Origin of the sequence: Pseudomonas sp. Pseusp16 (genome assembly GCF_047324915.1) — a bacterium.
Classification (GTDB): domain Bacteria; phylum Pseudomonadota; class Gammaproteobacteria; order Pseudomonadales; family Pseudomonadaceae; genus Aquipseudomonas; species Aquipseudomonas fluorescens_CD.
This window is the reverse complement of the sequence record NZ_CP168522.1, coordinates 2,624,096-2,644,968: the sequence shown is the minus strand read 5'-3', so window position 1 is coordinate 2,644,968 and position 20,873 is coordinate 2,624,096. Positions and strand designations below refer to the sequence as shown.

The 20,873-nt window shown below is 55.4% G+C and carries 11 protein-coding genes; 7 read left to right on the top strand and 4 right to left on the bottom strand.

From position 1 onward, the window contains the following. Nucleotides 1–14 precede the first annotated feature (14 nt). The 7 genes from ACEN8Q_RS11770 (at nucleotide 15) to ACEN8Q_RS11740 (ending at nucleotide 8,607) form a co-directional block, all read left to right on the top strand. Nucleotides 15–1,340, top strand: a complete 1,326-nt coding sequence (locus ACEN8Q_RS11770) for an MFS transporter (protein ID WP_413705238.1) — start codon at nucleotides 15–17, stop codon at nucleotides 1,338–1,340. Next, nucleotides 1,333–2,340 (top strand): glutamate cyclase domain-containing protein, encoded by a 1,008-nt coding sequence (locus ACEN8Q_RS11765; protein WP_413705237.1) that lies wholly within the window; start codon nucleotides 1,333–1,335, stop codon nucleotides 2,338–2,340. Before ACEN8Q_RS11770 ends, ACEN8Q_RS11765 begins: the two co-directional genes overlap by 8 nt. Nucleotides 2,341–2,362: 22 nt before the next feature. Further along, nucleotides 2,363–3,661 carry an aminotransferase class I/II-fold pyridoxal phosphate-dependent enzyme gene (locus tag ACEN8Q_RS11760; protein ID WP_413705236.1) on the top strand — a complete coding sequence of 433 codons (1,299 nt, stop codon included), beginning with the start codon at nucleotides 2,363–2,365 and terminating at the stop codon, nucleotides 3,659–3,661. Further along, nucleotides 3,661–4,674 (top strand): glutamate cyclase domain-containing protein, encoded by a 1,014-nt coding sequence (locus tag ACEN8Q_RS11755; RefSeq protein ID WP_413705235.1) that lies wholly within the window; start codon nucleotides 3,661–3,663, stop codon nucleotides 4,672–4,674. Before ACEN8Q_RS11760 ends, ACEN8Q_RS11755 begins: the two co-directional genes overlap by 1 nt. Nucleotides 4,675–4,895: 221 nt before the next feature. Then, nucleotides 4,896–6,161 (top strand): NAD(P)/FAD-dependent oxidoreductase, encoded by a 1,266-nt coding sequence (locus tag ACEN8Q_RS11750; RefSeq protein ID WP_413705234.1) that lies wholly within the window; start codon nucleotides 4,896–4,898, stop codon nucleotides 6,159–6,161. A gap of 70 nt (nucleotides 6,162–6,231) precedes the next feature. After that, nucleotides 6,232–7,158: a LysR family transcriptional regulator gene (locus tag ACEN8Q_RS11745; protein WP_413705233.1), complete on the top strand. Its 927-nt coding sequence runs from the start codon at nucleotides 6,232–6,234 to the stop codon at nucleotides 7,156–7,158. Nucleotides 7,159–7,389: 231 nt separating this feature from the next. Next, a complete protein-coding gene (locus ACEN8Q_RS11740) occupies nucleotides 7,390–8,607 on the top strand; it encodes a DUF3422 domain-containing protein (RefSeq protein WP_413705232.1) in 1,218 nt (405 codons plus the stop codon). Nucleotides 8,608–8,752: 145 nt separating this feature from the next. On the opposite strand, the gene ACEN8Q_RS11735 is transcribed toward ACEN8Q_RS11740, so the two are convergent. The 4 genes from ACEN8Q_RS11735 to ACEN8Q_RS11720 all read right to left on the bottom strand — a co-directional run bounded on the left by ACEN8Q_RS11735 (nucleotide 8,753) and on the right by ACEN8Q_RS11720 (nucleotide 20,849). Then, nucleotides 8,753–9,076, bottom strand: a complete 324-nt coding sequence (locus ACEN8Q_RS11735; RefSeq protein WP_413705231.1) for a hypothetical protein — start codon at nucleotides 9,074–9,076, stop codon at nucleotides 8,753–8,755. 194 nt (nucleotides 9,077–9,270) lie between these two features. Then, nucleotides 9,271–10,728, bottom strand: coding sequence for a tyrosine-type recombinase/integrase (locus tag ACEN8Q_RS11730; RefSeq protein WP_413705230.1), 1,458 nt, complete (start codon nucleotides 10,726–10,728; stop codon nucleotides 9,271–9,273). Nucleotides 10,729–11,486: 758 nt separating this feature from the next. After that, nucleotides 11,487–16,592, bottom strand: coding sequence for a hypothetical protein (locus ACEN8Q_RS11725; protein WP_413705229.1), 5,106 nt, complete (start codon nucleotides 16,590–16,592; stop codon nucleotides 11,487–11,489). A 3-nt stretch (nucleotides 16,593–16,595) separates the two neighbouring features. After that, a complete protein-coding gene (locus ACEN8Q_RS11720) occupies nucleotides 16,596–20,849 on the bottom strand; it encodes a hypothetical protein (RefSeq protein WP_413705228.1) in 4,254 nt (1,417 codons plus the stop codon). Between the last annotated feature and the right edge of the window lie 24 nt (nucleotides 20,850–20,873).

Sequence of the window (20,873 nt, the reverse complement as noted above, 5' to 3'; positions counted from 1 at the left end):
TGAGGTGAGTTGCCATGATAATAAATACACAGGCAGAGCATGTTCCCGCAGGCACCCAGCAGGAGTCCGCGCATAGCACTTCTGTAAAAGCGGCCTGGGGCTCTTTCATCGGAACGACCATCGAGTGGTACGACTACTTTATCTACGGTACCGCCGCGGCAATTGTCTTCCCCAAAGTCTTCTTCAGCAACCTTTCGCCAGAAATGGCGACATTGATGTCGATGATTTCGTTCTCCGTCGCCTTCGCAGTACGGCCTATTGGTGGACTGGTAATTGGTCACTTTGGTGACCGCATGGGACGCAAAAAACTTCTGGTGTTCACCCTCATGCTGATGGGGTTATGCACAGCGGGTATCGGATTTCTTCCCACCTATGAGCAGGCCGGATTTTGGGCACCTGCGCTGCTGATTCTGCTTCGGATCATCCAAGGCTTTGCTTTAGGAGGCGAATGGGGTGGAGCAGCTCTGATGTCCGTGGAACACGCACCTCCGGGCCGACGGGGCCTCTGGGGCGCCACTATGCAAATGGGCGTTCCTGCCGGTCTGCTAGTTTCGGCCGGAGCCTTCGCACTGGTCTCTTCTCTGCCCGACGAACAATTTTTTGGCTGGGCGTGGCGCCTGCCTTTCATCGCCAGTTTGTTACTTCTGGTGATAGGGATGTACATCCGCTTGCAGGTGTCAGAGCCGCCGGCATTCGAGAAAGTGAGTAAGTCTGGCCAGACCGAAAACATGCCACTGCTGAGCGTACTCAAATTTGAAAAGAAGAAGACCGTCATCATGGCGTTCTTACAGAGTGCTGCTAACGTCGGCTACTTCCTGATTACCGTTTACTCGCTGACATACATCACTGGCACGTTGGGCCTTCCGCGAAGTGTAGCCACGACGGCATTGCTGGTGGGTGCTTCTGTTGACCTGCTGATGCAGCCCATCTTCGGCATGCTGTCGGACAGATACGGTCGCAAGAAAGTCTACGGGTTCGGTGCGCTGTTCTTTGCCTTCTATGCTTTCCCGTTCTTTGCGCTACTTAACACGGGCGATCCTGTGTGGATCACCTTGGCCTTGACCTTGGGCTTGGGTATTGGCCACGCCTCGACAGGTTCGTTGCACGGAGTGGTCTATGCCGAGCAGTACCCGACCAAATATCGCTTCAGTGGCGCCTCGGCTGCTTACCAATTGGCCGGCATCGTCTCCAGCGCGCCTACACCAATCATTGCGGCCTGGTTAGTAGCAACCACTGGCAACTCTATGGCTGTGTCCTGGTTCGTCGTTGCTTCCGCAGCGATCACGTTGTTGTGCCTGTTCTCGATCAAGGAAACCTACAAGGTAGATATCAATGAATAGCCACCCTCTCACCCATGATCAGCTATTGGTCGGCGATCGCATTGATAGATTGATGACAGTGGAGTTTCGACCGTTGTCCGGTGGCCTACCACCCGGGTACGTAGAGCCCCTTTATCAGGTTTGCCGAAATCATCATGGCGTCCCGCTCTCCATGTTGGCCGGTTCGAAACTGAAGAACACTGTAGGAGCCGCTGACACCGTTTACATCTGCACAGGAGCAGGTATCGCACCTAACCTGCCTTTTGGAGAAACCGATGGGCCGCCGGGCGCAGCAGTTCTGGCGCGGGCTCTCGTCCTGGGGCTGGGCTGTTCAGTGGTCATGGTTACCGAGCAACAACATCTTGCTCCAGTGCAAGCGTGCGTGGACGTAATCAACGCGGATTTGCCAGGCTCCGCTGCGGTTACCTGCGTTGCCTTCTCTAAAGGGCTTGGGCCGGGTCGATCAGAAGCTGCGGAGTTGTTTGCCGCGACTCCGCCAAAAGCGGTGATTTTCGTAGAGCGTGACGGGCCTAATGCCGAAGGATATTTCCATGGTGTCAGGGGCGACTTCCGGCAGCCTGAAGACGTTGGGCATGTTTATCTACTGGCTGATTTAGCCAGGGATAACGGCGTGCTCTCCATCGGCATCGGTGACGGGGGCAATGAGGTAGGTTTTGGTGACGTCCGTGCTGCGGTTGCCAATGCGCATCCTTTCAAAGGAATGTCGAAAGGTGGATTCGAGTCTGGCTTAGTAACTGTCACAGCTACGGATGTAGTAGTGGCCGCTTCGGTATCTAACTGGGGCGCTTATGGTGTGGCTGCCGGCCTTGCTTATCTGTGTAAGCAGATTGAGCTCATTCATTCGCCAGGTATGGAACGCGACTTGGTTGAAGCAAGTGTGCGCCACGGAGCACGCGATGGGGCTACTTCACGGCAAGAGAATGCCGTTGATGGTCTGGACCTAGAGGGCCATGCCGCGTTCGTCCACCTGCTCAGCGCGCTGATCAGCATTTCTTTGTAAAAACTCTCAACGAGTATTTGATATGAAACATTCAATTCAAGGTGCCCAAACCGGAGCGCCCACGGATTCGTTCGGCAATCTAATTGATCCGGTGGTGGGTTTTGCGCGAGGCAGCATCATCCGATCCAGCACGGACGAGGGTCGCCGGCTGCGCCAGGGCCAGGCAGTTGCTGCTCAACGTGTTGAAACCATGGGGTCTGCGTCTGTCGGAATATTTACAGGTAACCAGCGTGATTTTTTGGTGCGGCCTGAAGATTTGAACACTTACTGCGAGGAATGGGTGGGGCCTGGGTTATGCGCTGAAGCACTACGCAGAGCAGCAATCGAGCACCTGGGCGGCAATGACGACGATGCAGTGGCGGTATTCAATCGCACCAGTGCGGGCATTGTATCTGCCATCGCCTCCCTGGCTGACAACAAGGCCGTTGTCTCGATCGTACCTCAGGGAGGCCGCTCGCACGCATCCGTCAATCGAGGCGCGAAACTTGCGGGGGTCACCGTCACTGAAGTTCAAGGCATGTCTGATTGGCGTGCGGCCATTGATGCGGTCGAGCCGAGACTGGTAGTAGTCACCACCGTGACCAGTAGCCTTGAGCGTCTTGACGACAACATCACATTGCAGGTTGTGGAGTACAGCAAGAAATACAAGGCCCGCGTCTTCTTAGACGAAGCCTACGGCGCCCGCTTGAGAACGGTGCTTCATGGAGGGCTCAAGAGTCTCAAGTTGGGTGCTGATCTGACAGTCACCAACTGTGACAAGGCCGGTTTGCCTGGGCCGAGGGCTGGCGTCATGGTCGGCCGCCGCGATTTGGTCGCTGCTGCCGCTGCCAAAGGCTCCGAATACGGCATGGAGGCCAGGGCTCCAATCACGGCAGGTGTACTGCGCTCGCTGCAAAGTTTCCAGCCTGAGCATCTTCGCGACGAAGCACGTGCGGGCCAAGCGTTGGCCGCGGCGCTGCGGACCCAGCTCGGTGACTGCGTAAAAACCAGCGACTTGGGACCAATGGTTCATGAAGACGATGTCATGCGCATCATCCTGAACCGTGCAGGTGTCAACCCGACGCAAACGAACATCGTGCCATGCGAGGCCACTTCGGCCCTGGGCATGATACTACTGCGTGACTACGGCATTCTGACCGTGAACACCCATGGGCAGCCTGGCGCACGCATTTCGCTGCGACTGAAACCGTCGGGTGACTCGGTCGAGCGTATCGGAGGGCAAGCGAAAGTCGTGCAGGCAGTGGACGAGGCGTTATCCAAGGTCGCGGATCTGATAGTGGCTCCGCAGCAACTGGCCAAACTGATTTTTGGAGAAGGTTGATGTCTGTTAATCAATTCGATGCTTATGACAATCGACTGGATCAGCTCATTTCCCTTGATCTGGGCGGTCGAGGAGTAGAAGACCTGTTCGGGCTGGCCCGAGAAATCATTGGCCGCCCGCTTGTGGGTGCTGCTGCTGATGCAATGCTGGAGGCACCTGAAGGTTCCACGGTGGTGGTAACTACCGGTTCAGTATCGCGCGCCTGGCTTTCGCCAGAGATCGGTGAGAACGACGGTCCCGCTGGAGCGGCAGCCATCGTCCGCGCCTTGGTATTGGCGCGTAACGTGACCTGTGTTCTGTTAATCGAAGAGACGTTACGCAAGCCTATGGAGGCTGTACTGACGGCTGCTGGCTTGACCGTACTGCCTTACGAACAAGCCCGACTTGCTACACAGGATCGAAGCCTGGCTACTGTTTGCGTGCAGTCGTTCCCCGTTACTGACGAAGCTGCCTTGCCGGCCGCACGCGAGTTGCTCGACACCCTGCAACCGTCGGTACTGTTCTCAACGGAACGAGTGGGCCGAAACCGTAACGGCATCTACTACAGCATGCGAGGGATTGACTATGGCATGGAGCGCGCACGCATCGATTTTGTGTTTGAAGAAGCATCCAGGCGCGGAATGCGGACGGTAGCTGTTGGAGACGGCGGCAATGAAATCGGCATGGGGCTAGTTGATGTGGCTGTGCAGCGTTCGGTCAAATTTGGATCCGAGGGTTCTTGCAAGTGCGGCGGCGGCATCGGCGCTGTCACCGCCACCGACGTGCTAGTGACTGCTGCCTGTTCAAACTGGGGTTGCTACGCCATTGTCGCGGCCATGGCTATGCGTACCGGCAACCCAAAACTGCTACACACCGCAGATATGGAAGCGAACTTGCTACGCCGTGGAGTTGATGTCGGTCTGATCAACTCGGTCAATGGAGTGACGGATGCGAACGTTGACGGCATTCCGGTTTCCACCCATTTGGCGGTGACCGAGATGCTAGCCGCTATCGTGCGGCCAAAGTTGAACTGATATGTATCCTCTGAACTTTTTTGTGAGTGTTCAAGTGTCCCAGAGTCAGGACGACCGAGAGGCCTCTGCGGAGGACGTGGCGGTCCTGGGGTACAACTGAGGGGTGTGTACGCCTTAGGCCAAAGTGTTTGAGGCGTACATCCAATTCATTGGTTCCATCATCTTCTTTTTTCACAATAGCGTGCGGTTGCGGGCAGGCTGGCGCGCTTTGGTTCCTAAAAATGAAATATCGAATTGTGATCGTTGGCGGCGGCGCAGGTGGGCTGGAGCTTGCTACGCGCTTGGGTACAGCGTTCGGCGGCAACACTAAGGTCAACGTTACTCTGGTTGACTCCAATCTGACTCACATCTGGAAGCCGCTCTTTCACGAGGTGGCCGCGGGGTCACTCAATACAGGTACTGATGAAGTGAACTACCTTGCACAGGCACGGTGGAGCGGATTCGCCTTTCAGCATGGACAATTAACGAAACTTTGCCGGACGGAGAAATTGATCACCCTGAAGGATCCGTTCTCGAATGCTACTCGGACACTGGCATACGACACGCTGGTGATCTCGGTTGGAAGTTTGAGTAACGATTTTGGCACGCTCGGTGTGCAGGAGCATTGCCTGTTTCTCGACAGCCGCACCCAAGCAGAACGTTTGCAAAAAAAACTGCTGCAGCGCCATTTGAGATCTCATGCTGAAACCGTAGCCACACCGCTGCGTATTGCGATTGTCGGTGCAGGTGCAACGGGCGTGGAGCTCAGTGCTGAATTGCATCATGCAATGGTCCTTATCAACAGTTATGGAATGTGTAACTCGGACCGACAGTCTCTTCATGTAAGTCTGATCGAGGCGGCCCCTAGGGTCTTACCAGCCCTTAATGAGCGTATTTCCGATCGCGTAACGCGAAGCTTGAAGGAAATGGGCGTCTCGGTGCGTACCAGTGTCGCGGTGAAAGAGGTGACCGAGAACGGGCTGACATTCGTCGACGGCTCTTCACTCGACGCGGACTTCAAAATCTGGGCCGCAGGGATTCGCGCTCCAGCTTTTCTAAAAGAGCTCGATGGCTTGGAAGTGAACCGCATTAATCAGCTAGTCGTCAGACCGACGCTGCAGTCCAGCTTCGATGACAACATCTTTGCTCTGGGTGATTGCGCGGCTTGCCCGATGCCAGGGGAAGATAAAAAATTCGTCCCGCCGAGAGCACAAGCAGCTAACCAACAAGCGAAGTTTCTGGCCAGTAGTCTGCAGAAAGTTGTAGCGGGTCGAGCATTGCCGGAGTTCGTATATCGGGACAAGGGTACGCTAATTTCGCTCGCTTCATTCAACGCCGTGGGTGTCATCGGGCGTGAGAAACTGACCCAGGGACGTGTTGCCCGCCTATTGTACCGGTCGCTGTATCGCGCACATCAAGGGGTACTGTTCGGAGTGAACAGAACTCTGCTCAAGATTTCTTCGGAAATGCTGCAGAGAAAAACCAAACCTAGGCTTCGGCTGCATTGAGCGCGGACTTGGTGGACCGATACTGTCGACTGGGATATAGATAGCCGCTCGTTGGTCAAGGGGCTGCATCATGTTAAATCTGAATCGTCTTCATCTGTTGTCGGAGTTGTCAGTGCTGGGGACCATCTCGGCAGTGGCTGAAGCAGTCCATCTGACTCGTCCAGCAGTATCACAGCAGTTGGCGATGCTTGAACAAGAGCTTGACGTTACGCTTTTCCAGCGTGCCGGCCGCACAGTCGAATTGACCCCGGTAGGACGGAGACTCGCTTACCGGGCGACTGAAATCTTCAGATTGGTCAATGAAATCGAAGCCGAACTGGACCAGGGCAAAGATCAGATTACAGGTGATGTTCGTATCGCTGCTTTCGGTTCTGTTGCAGTTGGTATCGTGCCTAACGCCATCAGGAGCTTACTGGAATCCCAGCCTCAATTGAACGTAACCCTGATTGAGCAAGAACCTTCTGAGGGGGTCAAGGCGGCAGCGGCAAATCAGGTGGACTTATCGATTATCGATGATCTAACCAACGCAGAACCTTACGTCTCCAAGCTCGATTTTTTTCCACTCTGTATCGATTACTTTGATTTAGTAACCAGCTCTAACCATCGACTTGCCAACCGCAAACTGCTTCATTTAAACGAATTGGCGGGCGAGCGCTGGGCAATGAACACCTCAGCCACCACTTACTACTCTTTTCTCAATAGCGCGTTTCATGCAGCTGGATTTGAACCAAATGTCATTAGTAACTGCAGGAACATGGCCGCGACGCTTGAAATGGTGCGAACCGGTATCGCAGTCACGCTTCTACCTAGGCTGACACTGCAACGAACTTATCAAGATCCGGACTTCCAGTGTATCCGAGTCAAAGCTCCGCTAACACGAAGAATCTTCATGGTCGTGCCCAAGGGCGCCGCCAGGCGACCGTCAGTCAATGCAGTGATCAAAGCGCTGCAAGAAGCGGTACCGGTCAGCCTTGCAGAAGATGCTCCATCCATTTGAATCTGCCTGGATGTTGAGGCCTCTGGGTCTAGCAACGTGGTAAGGGTTCAAGACGGTGTGTTCTTGATCCAATGAATACTGCTTCTTACCGACTCCTCTGAAAAAGGAAAATCCCTCCTTGGTCAGGCAAATCTCTGCCTGGACCAATGGGAAATTTGCAAAGTACAGGGACCGTGATCGGGTGAGCAAAGCGATTGTTCGACCTTAAACAACTCCCTAAGTGGCCACGACATGCACCCGTTACGACAACGCCTTCACAACGAACTACACGCACGTCCGTCTCTTTATTTTGATGAGCCGGCGCATGTGTTTCACCTGGCTTTCCTCGGCAGGGAGGAGGTGTGTAATTCATTCCTCCACAATCTTTGCCCTTCCAACCTCGACCTCAATGCTGCTCAAGGTATTACTCAGTTCGATGGCAGTGCGTTGAAATGGGAACGCCATGCAGAATTTTTCACCCTAACTTTGGTTTCCACGACATCCTGCAATGATCCGTCTTGGACGACGATGCCTGCGGTACTGGCGCAGAAGATCGACAATTATTTATCGACGCTGATCAATTCGGTCCAAATAGTAGTGCGACGTGAAGCGGGGCTGGATTTGCCTCGTTACGGATTCAAAGATCCTTGTGGCTCATGCGTAGGTGGGGGCGATGCGGTGGTCTGGAGCGATTTTCGAATCAACGAGGCGGGTAACAACCGCATATTGTTCGTCAACCGACGCCTCAATGCGTATCGACAAGGCCGAATGATTCGCCGTCTTCTGGAAATCGAGACCTACCGGATGATGGCTTCGTTATCTCTGACCATGGCCAAGAACTTAACCGCTCAATTGAATGTTTTTGACGAGACGCTCGTGGTCCTTTCTGAACGCAACGCAGACCCCAAGGGCAGCAATGCGAAAGCGCTGCTTGCAGACATTTCCAATCTATCCGCGCAAGTGGTTAGCTGCACTGCAAAGTCCCGCCAGCGCTTCAGTGCCACACAAGCTTACGCCCAACTGGTGTTCGAACGTTTAGGGGAATTACGCGAAAGTCATGTGGGCGACTGCCAACGCCTTGGCGTATTTATCGAGCGTCGCTTCAAACCCACCGTCAGATATTGCGCTGCTACCGAACAAAGGTTGGAGCACCTTGCAAAGAGCGTAGCGAACCTAAGTGATTTGCTGCAGGCAAGAGTTCAGGTGGAAATGGAGGAACAGAACTCGGAAATACTCAAAAGCCTGAATGCCCGAGCCGATGCGCAGATCAAGATCCAGCATGCAGTGGAAGGTCTGTCTATTATCGCGATTACGTACTATCTAATTAGCCTGCTAAAACTGGGCTATTCAGGCCTTCATGTGCTTGGTGTCTCGATGACCCCGCGAGAGGCGATGCTGGCCATGACACCGATAACGATCGCAATTCTTACATTGATCGTGATCCGCATTAGGAAAGTCAAAGGGCATTGAGTCAATACGTTGGTTGGTGGGTTTGGTCAAACATTGATAATCCACCCCAGCTTGTGCTGGCTATGGCCGGCAGAGAACGGCCCAAAGCTGCCCCATATCCCTCCATAACGAAAGAGCCCAGCCGAAGCTGGGCTCTGTTTGCATGCTATTTCAGAGGCCAGTTGGCCTGGCCGTGGGCGATCACGCCAGGAGTGCGACCGTAGCGCTGGGCAAGAGAGGGAGCCAATTCGGGAAGCAGATCTTCGATGTACGGGACCATCATGGCCCCGTATTCCTCGAAGGATGGGTGCTTGCGCCATTGGCCTTCTTCGATAACGTTGCGATACGATCGATCAAACCATCCCAGTGCCCCCTCAATACGATCTTCTAGGGGGCCGACACTTCGCGCCTTAGTGTGGCCATCCTTTTTCAAAATTTCGCGCTCCACGTAAGTGCCAGGGCGATAACCAGTGATTTCGTGGACCTCCATGATCCTCTCGTGAATCTCACGGTGATGGCGCCTGACTCGCGAGCCTGCCGACACATAACTGAATCCGTTACTTCCTTGGTTGACCGAAACCTATCATTTCTTGAGTTGAGAATCGGCCGTCGGTTGAGCGCGAATGCTGAGCCACAGCACGAACTTATTGCTGATATTGAGATCCGGAGAACTCTGGATGCGGTTCATCTATGAGGGTGTCGCGACCCTGTCGCCGCGTACGCTGGAAAAGACAGCATCGACTCGTTCGGCGTGTGCTCATAGGTTGAGGACAGCACGGCACTGAGCCCGTCGCCCAACAGGTTCCAGGCACACTTCTTCTCTTCGGCATAGTCGTGATGCAGGTAATGGCGCCTCACCCGCGAACCGGCCAGCACATGGTTTTGGCAGCGGTCGATGACGTCCAGGCTGACCCCCAAGGCCTGCATCATGGTCGCGCCGGTGCGGCGCAGATCATGTGGCGTCCAGTCACCGTTCTGGCCGTCGGCAAGGACCAGGGTGTCGTCGTGACGCCGTCTTGAGAGGGCCTTGCGGTTTTTGAATCGGGCCTGGCGATCGCCGACCTGTTTGCTCACCACTTTCAGGTCCACATGCCCATCATCCTGCTTGTTCGGAAAGCACCACTGAGAGTCGCCCGTGAGGGTCTTGAGTTCCTGAAAGAAATGCAGGGCGAAGGGGGAGAGGAAGACATGGTGGTCTTGTTTCTTGCCTCGGGTGCCTTTGACGTTTTCACTGGGGAGGAACCAGGTCTGCCGGTCCAGATCGACATTTTTCCATTCGGCCTGCAGCAACTCGCCAATCCGGCACAAGGTGCCCAGGCTGATCCAGAGCGCGAGCTGCGTTTCCTTCTTTAATGGACGAATACCGCCGTACTTTTGGCCGGCGGGGAGGGCGTTGTAATCGGCGGTCATTTGCTGGAAGCGGCTGTGCAGTTCCAACAGCTCCGGCGGGGAAAGGATCCGACTTCGTTCGGCTTCGTAGTCGGCAGGGATCAAGGGGGAGATCTCGACCAGTTCCGTCGGATCACCCTCAACCAGTAACGCCCGCCAAGGTTGGCGCTTTCTCGCCCAACTAAACATCTGGGTGAGGTCGGCGAAGAAGCTGATGGCTTGCCGGTGAGCGCCGCGGTTGACCACAGCCCGGACCAGCGCCCGAACATCGTGCTCGGAAACATTGTTCACCGCTGTTCTACCGAGTGCTGGCAAAAGATCCTTGTTAAAGCGTCGTTGCAACTCGGCATTGCCGTCTTTACGCGCGACGCCATCCAGCAGCCAGGCCGTGGCCAGATCCTGGACGGTCAGTATTTGCGCCTTGCGCGTCTTTTCCTGTTCGGCCTCTACGGTAGCCGCGGCGTGCGCCTGTACCTTGGCGGCCTTCTTGTGCTCGTTGGGATTGATTTGCTCATCGATAAGCGCGCGTGCCTGGTTACGCGCCTTGCGGATGTCGGTAAGGGATTTTCGGGGCCAGGTTCCGCAGGCGTACTCTTTGTTCTGCTCGCCCCACCGATACCGATAGAAAAAGCTGACCGACACACCGTCCTTGCGGACTGAGATTCGACCGGCGAGATTGCCATCCTCCCTGAGTATTCGGCCTACATCATTGGCGGTCAGCGACTCGAGTTCTTTGATGGTGATTTTGGCCATAAAACGGACTCCCCCTACTTTTACCCCCACAAAAGTGTCGGCTCTTGATGGACGTTACTGGACTTTTTTAGAGCAGAACACCGCTGGAGCTCAAGTAAATACTAGCTTAGAAAAATCCAGAGTAAAATTTTGGAAGCTTTCAAGAAGTATGAAAAAGGAGATGGGGTGCTAGGGGTCGAGTGTTCGAATCACTCCGTCCCGACCATATAATTCAAGGGGTTGCGAGATTTTATCTCGCGACCCCTTTTTTATTTTTAAGGCGTTTTTACCCCTACAAAACGACTGGCTCTCGGTGGAGCCTTGGTCGCGCGTAGTTTCTGGAAAGGCTGAAAAAGGGGGGCGCGTAGGAAATTCCACTCGAGGTTCGCCCCAGGTCCGAACGTTATGCTTTAAATCGATCAGGCACTCAAAGAACAGGTGGCCGACGCACTGAATAGCACCTCGGATAAGATATGTTCTGCGCAACTCACAGTTCACCGAACTGTAGCGAGGAGGGTAAGTAACTTTGGGTTCACGCCTATAGAGCTTTGGATGTTCGTTGATCAGCGCTGGAATGATTTCGCTCTGCAGTCCCAGTGACCGAACTGGGGACTGCGGGGCTTTGGGGCTGAAACAGCCTTCGGACGAACGCCCGAAAGCGGCCGTTCATGAATGACCGCTATTGGCTGTGGATTCAACCGGTCGATGCAACAGATTGGCTCCCTAAAACATGACAGGGGGATTCGGCGCGCGCGGGAAATTCAGTGCGAGCGGCGCAGTTACGGTTCAATTCGGCACCTTACTCCTTTGATGCTAAAGAAACGAAGATTGGTTGTTGAGGACCAGTGAAACTCGACTTGATAGTCGACGACCCCCGGCACCCACCAATCGCGCAATTGATTGACCGGCCCGTCTTTGTCGATATTGACGTTCCTGAATGGAAACAATGGGCGATTCGCGGGTAGCGCCACATCAACTGACGAAGCCTCGCTTCCATCGCTCCTGAAGTAGGCTTGTGGTGTCTCGACACGCTGTTCGTGCGATATCGTGATGCTGAGATCGTGTGATCGCCACTCGCTGTCATTCGTGAGGATGGCCCGCCGGCCGTTGAGGCCGTTGTCGTTTGTGAAGTCGTGTTCCGTAAGCAGGAGTTCTGAGACGAGTTGCTCGACGGTAAGCGAGCTGGCAGCCAATTCAATGGACTCGTTCTGATAAACATCGACCACCGCTTCGATTGACAGTGGATCCGTGTTCGAAAGCTGTTCGCTGCTCATCCCGAACTCCGGAGCAAAAATGCGCCCCGGTGCAGCGCTGCCCGCAGTCATCGAGTTACGGGTTTGCAGCGCTTCAACCTGGTAACTGCGCCATACGGGTAGCTCTGCAAGAACGATCAGGACCAACGTACGTGCGGCCGCGTCTGCGTCATTGCGCAGTAAATGGGCTGTCACCCCTCCATCCTTGTGCGGCCACTCGTTGGGGACAATATCAATTTCAATTGTGTTGCCTGTCGATGCAGTCTTGAAATTGAGTGTGAGCCACTTCTCGCTTTCCTGTAGCGACGGAATCGTTGCAGGCAGAGCACTTTTACTCATCTGTATGAAGATGTCAGGCGATATTGCGAGATCGAAATCGTCCTTGGCTCTGTTGAAATCGATGGTGTCCGATAGCCGTTTGGCGAAATCGCTTTCGGCCTTCTGGGCCATGTTGGAGTTTTTAGGTTGATCCGGCATTACGACGTCGAGATTGATTCGCAGGGAATCGCTGTTCAGGCTTTCCATAAGCGTCTCTTCGTCGCCTTCGATCGTCATGATGAGGGCGACCATCGGATCGTCGAGACGATTGCTCAGCGGGGCAGGGAATGAGGAGCCGATCCAGCGGTACGCGTTGTTCTCATCCTTGTCTTTATCCTCCAGTCGGCCGTGTTTAAGCGCCGTGAGGCCGAATAGTTTGGTCCTGTCGAGATTGGTCCAGCCTGGCACTTCTTCAATCTTGATTGGGAGCGCTGCTAGCAGTTGAGGCATCTCGACTCGTTTTCGCGACGCCAGGAAAATGGAAGGCTGGGTAGCCGCTCCCATGACCCCATTCGGGATCGTGCATTGCGCGATGGGAATCGCAACGGTCGGTGAATCTTTATCAAATTGGCCGATCGATTTGTCGATGATGGCTTCGAAGGTTTGAAGCACCGGCACGGCCACTGTAAATTCATCGTCATAGCGGCGATCAGACAAGGGTTCGAGGAAGCCGAACTGCTCGACATTTGGGGAAAAACTTTCCGACACAGAAAGTGTGACCTGATCCTCGACGGCTGCAGTAGGGCCATCCTCTTTCGCGATCTGCCTGGAAGCCGACATTCGAAAGAAACTTGCGGGCAGCATTTTGTTAGCCGCTTCATCACCGGCGAGGCAGGAGTAGAGATAGGCTTTAGAGTCGAAAAATACGCTTGGATCGCGTTTGAAGTCCATTGCGATACGCGTGACCAACTGTGCCCGGACAACACCCCCGGTCGCCGTCGCTCGCGCCAGATCGATAATGGCTGTTGGAAAAATCGGCTTGTCCTGGGGGTCGACGCAAGCCGGATCGTGCATCGGCCACGCCAGCGCGGCGAGATTATCCATAAGTGCTGAATAGCCGTGAGCATCCTGCCCGTAATCATAAAGCGCCTTGAAGTATTGCGACCAGTCTGGCGCCGTGTTGGCCCCTGCGAGCTCTATGTTGCTGCAGTTGATCAGGCATCCAATCCACTGCAGGTAACGACGGTACATCGTGTCGGTTTTCGCGCCAAAGAGGGGATGAAACTGGAGTGGCCGGAATCCGATCGGCATCAATGTGACTTGTGCTTTGCCTGGTGCCGGGTCAACCGGCCCCTCGGGCACGATCCAGTCGTCAACGTCTACAACATCTTGCGGCGAGAGCCTGGTATCAGCGCTACTCGCCGCGCTTCCGCCAAGAAGACTGCGAAAAACCCGTGTCTCGGCCGTTTCCGAGCTGTCTGCGTCGATGCCATCCGATCGATTCTTGAGATTGCCAAGCCAGTCTGCGAACCCTGCTTTGATCCGCGAATCATCCGGGTCCGTTGTGTCGACGTTGCGCACCAAGCGACCTTCATGATCGTAAGTGTCGTCCAACGGCAACGGCTCACCGTCATCTTTCGTGGTCAGAAGACGCACCAGGGTCCAGGAAGACGGCCCCCCGACGGGAATTTTCTCCGCCGGCCGCTCGATGTCGAGCCGGAACTCGACCGCGTTTGAAAGCCGGTAGATGCGGTTCGCGTCACCGCTACGACTCATTACCACCTGAAGTTCCAGATCATCTTCCGGGATGGCGTCGTTGGGAATGCTGTAGAGCCTGGAGAGTTTGCTCTGCACCGCTGTCTTGATGTCATGAGCGAATTGGCCACGTGCCACCGGCTGTAGGGAATCTCCCAACCTGAACTTGCCCTCCCGGCCAAGACCGGAACGGAAATCGTAGCGGACGAGGTAAGGGGCGAGAAAAATCTTGTCCGCCGCGCAAAGCTCGGCCACCGCATTCCAGGCCTCGACAAAAAGTGCTTGTCGATCAGTGTTCGCGCCGACGTTATTCGCTTTCAAAAAGCGTTGTCTGAAAATCAGTGTGGCGACCTCGTCCTCTGTGTATGGCGCGGTTGCCGGGCTCGAGAATCTTACCGTCAGGAATTTGAGTGCTTCCTGACTCGTGCCGCTTTCAACCTTGGTGCTGACAGTCGTGGCCATGTTGATGGGAAAGTCGAGCGGGCGCGCAACGTGGAGGTCTGGAAGCATGACCTGCGTCGCACCGGAGATGTCGTTGTGTCCATCCAGCTCCGGCCCGAGTACGTGGGCAAGACGCGGTGACAGGGTGTAGGCCGTAGACTGCGATGATGCGCGGTCATACAGCGCCTTGAAATGGTCTGGAATCGAATGGAGATCCAATTCCTTTCCATCGGTGGTCATCGCACTGGCTGCCGTCGAAAAGTGATAGGTGTGCAATCGGCACTTCGCGTTCGCAAAGTCCTCCTGATAGACAGGATAGAGGTTTCCTCGGCCGGTCAGATCCTCAACCGGTTCACTTGAAACATGGCCGGAAAGCCGCAAATTGACGTAACTCACAAGATCGTCCTGGAACTCTTCGGACGGCGTGACCGTTTCTATCGCCTCGTGTTTGTCGTGGATGAGTGGGTAAGTGACCTTTGCCACGGCCTCGACACGGCTTGACGATTGGGCGAAGTGGAAAGTGATGTCCCCCGCCAATCCTATCGACGGAATCAGGTACTTTTGTTCGTCTTTCGGCACAGGAGTGACAAGTTTGAGACGATGGAATTCCTCCTTGTTATTCGATCCTCCAGGAGGTATCGGATATCGAGTCTCCCAATAGGGCGGATCAGCAGAACGCTGCAGTGCGGTCAGTCGTGTGGATCTGCCGATAAGTAGCGTGACCCCGTTGCCGTTCAAGTCGGCGTCCGCTTCTGGTTTTACAAAGAACAGCAGTGTCGGCAGTGCATCGCCGTTGATAGCATCCCAAGGCAGCTCTCCCCAGAAGACAAACTGGGGCTTTTCGCTTAAGGGACGGTCGTTCTCGTTCTCCCAGTCAACCTCATCGATGAAGAACTGGTGTAGCCTCGTCTGTTGCGCGGCCCAATCCAAGCCGTGTATCACGCGATTCAGTTCCGCGAGGAAATCGGCACGATCCTCGGCATGGGGTATCAGGCGCATGAGCGCGAAACCACTCGGGCCAGCTGTCTTGGGGAAACCGCGATAGAGACGCAGCCGACATTGCAGCGCAACAAATGGCCGAAACTCCAGCAGAGGCGGAATCACCGAGAGCCCGGACGCAGTTGATGGCGTGCGAGCGCTCAACTGGTCTGGCAAACGGACATCGACCCTCAAGCGCCGGACATCAGCCAGAGAGAGGTCATTCTCGGGCATGCCGGGCGCGGCTTCGCGGCGGCGCACGAAGCATTCTCCGGCGGCGCGATAGGGAAACGTCGTCAGCCCGTCGTTTACGTAGATGCGCCTGGCAAGATCCGGCATCCAGTTCAGGTCCACCTTGCCGGGAAACTGTGTATCGAGAGCGGCGAAGAAGCTTGCGATGCTGTCCTGCCCTGGTGTAACGAGGGTTGAAAAACGGAACTCTTTCAATACCACACCAGCGCTCTCGAGCGTGATCTTGAGGTCGGTGACGGTTTTCAGTTTCGCGAGGTCGGATCGTGCCCCCAGGCGTAATGTATGGCCAAGCAGACTATGAAGGCTTGCGGCCGTGACCCCTTTTTGTGGTGCAACAATCGGAATGATGGCTGTGTCTGTCGACACTCCCGCGATCATCGCATCAGTCGCGAGAAATGTTCGACCGAGTGTCTGAGCGCGCATCATCTCGTCAGCTAGGGTCTCAAGCGGCGCATTCTTCCTCAGCGCATCGTTGAGACTCTCGATGTAACCATAGGCAAACGCCTTCCCCTGTTTCGGAGGCTGAGGGGGTTCGGACTCGATTTTGTTCTCACCTTCGCCGTCGACTCCAGGTTTATTCAATTCGTAAAGCCCGTCGGGATCGACGACGCTCAGGCGTTTCGACCGCTGAACGATGTCGATTTCCGACCACGCTCCGCCGTCGTATTGAATGGCAACTTTTATGTCCACATCGCTGGGAAACGTAACCGGCTGGAAGCGTGCGGGAGGGGGGGGCACTACGACTTCCGAGACCATCTTGTAGTCGACGTCATTGCCGGTATGGCCGGCGACGATCCAGTCCTTGAAGTCTTCTTCGAATGCATCGGGATGGTTGACGTCGCCAATGATCACATGCGGCCGGAAAGAGAGCCACAACCCGCCTCTGGCAGGGCTCCCCCAGTCGGCAAAGAAGAGGTCTGAGGCGATCAGAAGAAGAGGGCGGCTCATTGTTTACCTCAGAACGAGGCGATGCCTGAATGGCATCGAGATTGAAGTGCTGATGCCGCGGCAAACCTTGAACCAGCCTGAGCCGATACAGGCACTTGCTGACGCGCGCGCGGAAAGCATGAAGTCCAGCTGTAAAGCGACATCGTCAACTCTGGGGAGGTTGACGTTTTCCGGATCCAATCCCCAGAGAAGGGTTGCACGCGCTTCCGCCTGAGCAATCACGGAGACATGCGCCGAGATGATCCACCAGCGTAGCGACCCATGACCTTCTACAAGAATTCCGACTGCACCGACGAGCCTAAGCCCTTTGAGAGCTTTGTTGTCAAGGTCGAGCACCACGGCGCCTTCGGCGACGACGTAAATCCCCGCTCTCACCCATACCTCGAAAATCCCACCGCCAAAGCTCGCTCCCAGACCCGCCTGCAGCGCGTAGCCACCGGCGAAAATAAGGTATTTGTCGGTGGTGTGGACGTCTGTTGTCTTGCGATATCGAACGTAGAGGCCGCCAGAACCCTGAAACGGCGTACAGATAGCGCCGAAGGTCCGGTTCCATGCACGTATTCCGTTGGGTGTCGTCCACGGGAAACCGACATCGAGTACAAAGCTGCCATTCGCTGCGATCTCGACCGACACCACACCGCCCATGAAGCGAAACGAGCCTGTCTGGACCGCTGGCACCGTAAAGGAAACGATGAAGCTGTCTTCCTCGGGTCGCTCGCGCTTCAAATAGAGGCAGGAAATCGCGAAGGGGTAGCCGAACCATTCATCGAACAGCGTGCCGCGCAACATCAGGCCGTAGAAAGCCCGATCCTGGAATAGGAATTTGCCGTCCAGAAGACCTTTCAGAACCGAAAAGCCGGCGGCGAACAACCAAGGCTCCGCATTCTGGTTGATGTCGAGCGGGAAGATACTTTCGTCTTGAATCGCTTTCGCGATGCTGGTTCTGGTTTCGTCCGAAGAACTCCATTCGCTGATATCGGTGTCAATGCTGATCAGGTCCTTCGCGAGCGCTTTATTCAGCGTCAAATTGTTACCGACGAGTAGCCAGGAGAAGTCCAGGAAGTTGTTCCCCGGTGGCGCAGGTTTCGCTGTTCCATCCAGTGGGTTACCGAAGAAGCAGACAAATCCACGGCGTCCGGTTTTCGGCACTGAGAAGAATGCAAGCGTGAGATCCGAGAGGATGGTTTTATCCAGAATCTTCAGTTCGACGCCTTCCATGATGATCCATGGCGTTTCGATGCCGTCCTTGTAGGTTTTCTTCTCGAGCACCAGCTTCGTGATATGCAGTTCGAGGATGCGGGCGAGATCAAGATGGAAATTATCGAAGCCGGCGGCGGAGAGTCCGATCTGTAAAGCGTCGGGCGAGAAGCCGAAATCGGGTCCCGACAGCACCTGTCCAAGGCCGAGCGAGAAGTCGAGGTTCAGTTTGTCGAAAAGCTTGCCTGCCAGTTCCGGCAGATCGGCGGCGGTGAGGCGAATGTCGACGAGGAAGATGCGCTTTGGATCGGCGGCCTTCCAACCTTTCAGAACCAATGTCTTTTCCCACCCAAACTTATTCTCCCAATCGACTCCAATGCGGCGGATCTTGAGGGCAAGCTGCGGCAGGTTGAACAACTGAAAATGCGGAACGTTGACGTCGAGCTTGATGGCGGGGTAGCTGATCCGTAGCCAGCTGAGATCCAGGCTCATTGTTTTGGGCAGGCCGATGCCTAGCCTCTCGAATGAGATCCGTCCGTTACCCCCCGAGTCGACGTTGAAGAAATCGTTGAACTTTGGATCAAGATCAAGCTTGCCAAGCTTGATGTCTCCATCAAAATCGATCCGCGCTCCTTTTTCCGGGTCGTAAACGACTTCCGCACCTTTAAACCATATTTGTTCAATGAGGCCGGGCGGGTTGCGTGGCTCAAGAAGTGCGATCTCTTGTTCGATCTCACCCCTGAAACGGATACGCGGCTCCCCCTCGTTCCTGGGGGGAACTTCCAGGCGTCCACGCAGCTTGACACTCCTCCAATCTTTGGGCTGCCCCTTATGTTTTGGGTACTGCATACCGAAGACACTTTGGAAAGAAAGCGTTGCTCCGGCATCGAAGCGCACGAGCCGACTGTCGCGCCACAAGGCGTCGACATAATCGAACCTGTAGGTCGTCTCATCGTCGTCGTCCTTCTGGGCAGGCAGTTTCGGATCCTCTTGGTTTTGGTACCAGACCCGTCCGTTAAGACTGGTGCCGCTCTCATCGCCTGACTTCGACGGAGTAAGGGCGAGGTAGCGGAAGCGGAGAGTAGGGGGGATGCCTGGAGGAGGAGCGGGCAGCAACGACCGAATGACTGGATGGTCGGAAAAAACGAAATCCAGGTTGAAGAGGATGAGTCCGAGCCAGGCCTTGGCTTTGATGGGGTGATCGACCACGTCGTTCAGAAAGTCTGCTGAACGCCCTTGAATTTCGAGATCGCGAACTGGCTTGAGACCAAGGCTTTCTCGCTCGAAAATTTCTTTAAGCGAGTAGCGTTCACTGAGTTTCAACACGGCGAGCGGAAGATCGGTTGCGGGCTCATCGTGAGCCACTGGCATTTCGAATTTCAACTCAGGGAATCGGTGCGAGTCTGGCGCAAGGGGTTTGGCTGGCGGGTGGATTATGAAGTCGGCAGTGCCTGATTTTCGGAGAATCAGGTAGTCGGGCGCTTTTCCCGCTGGAATTTTTACCTCAACCTTGAACAAGCCATAGTCGCGAATGACCTCATAGGCTGCGGGCTGCAAACCGTCTGCCTGAACGTTCACGGACGCGACCGCGACTGTTACCGCGGAGTGTGTTTCTGGCGCAAAGAGCTGCGTTAGCGTCATCCTTTGTACTCCGCCCGCCGGACTCTCGATTAGCGAGGTATCGTGCCTGGCAGAACCCAGCTGATGCGACAACGTGGCGGCGCGAGCATTTAGGTGGGCGTAGTACAGTTGGCGGACATCGTTCGTTGTGGTTACCGCGTGACGAGCGAGATTGTCCGCAATTAAAGCGAGGCCAATCTTGCCGTCCGCGAACTTCCAGACGTCTACAGATTCAGAGCCCGCCGTGTAAGCATCGCCCGCCTTGGGGTGCTCAAGACAGGTATCGAACTCGATCCACGGCAACGTGACATCGCGCAGCATCCGCGATGCGACAGGCGGAAACACTGCGCCGGGGAACGCGTGGGATTGCGTTTCATGCTCACAGCAGAGATGGGCGACTCCTTTCGACTCTACGCGCGCCTTGGCGAGTAAGCCGTGAACCGCTCCGCACGCCAGCTTGACGCGAACACCTTTGTCGGTGGGAAGTGACGCCGCGACCAGCAATGAGCCAATCTGCTTGTTTTGATGCAGTCTGGCCGACAAGGACAGCGGCTGACTCAGTTCTACTTCGATCGGTTTGTTGTCTGCCGACAAAAGCCCGAACAGTGTCATCGTCGGGCCACCGGCTCCGCCTGATCCGGCCAAGGTGGCGGCCGACAAAATCGTGCCGCTGCCGTTGCGCTCCAGATCGGTGATCAGCCGATAGTTATCCGCCCGAATCGGAACCCATACTGGATTTTCGGCAGACACAGCGGCTGCCCGGTCGTGGATATCCGCATTGAGCGGCAACCCGAACTTGGCCGGCTGCGAATCGAACTCGAGTTGCAATGTTCCGATGGTGGCTGACAGATTGAGAGTATGCGCGCGAGAGATATGCCTGCGCTTGAACAACCATGCTGTTATACCGTCCGGACGCTTAGCGACGATCCCTGTCTGCGCGGCACAGAAATTTTCTTCCAGTTGGATGCACATCGCGCCGAGGTTGGGCACGGCTCGGCCCTTCTCCAGACTTATCTCCAAGGGTAGTTCGCTGGGCTTCAGGATGTGGGTTGCCACCGAGCCAAAGCTTTGCCCGATCCAGCCTCCCTTCACGGTAACTGCATTCTTTGCCGTCGCATTGCCTGCGAGTTGCAGCGGGGGGACGGAGAGCGAAAGGGTGCCGCTTCCTTGGCCATTTTGCTCGATCGTCAGGCGACTGATAGATTCTGGAACGCCATCCTCGAGACGCCAGGTACCACCGTTTTTCACAACATGCATCGTGGCGCGCATGATGATCTTTGTGGATGAGGCTTGGACCTGGAGTTCGAGGTCGGCCCTGAGTTTTTTATCGGCGATGTGCACGACCCAAGCGTTCACCGTGAGGCCGTGAATCGCAGGGGGAGTGACCGTTCCGTCCTGTTTGACGGTGAGATCGAGACCGAGAAGTGAAATAGTGGACATAGAACTCCTTTCCCCGCCCATGCG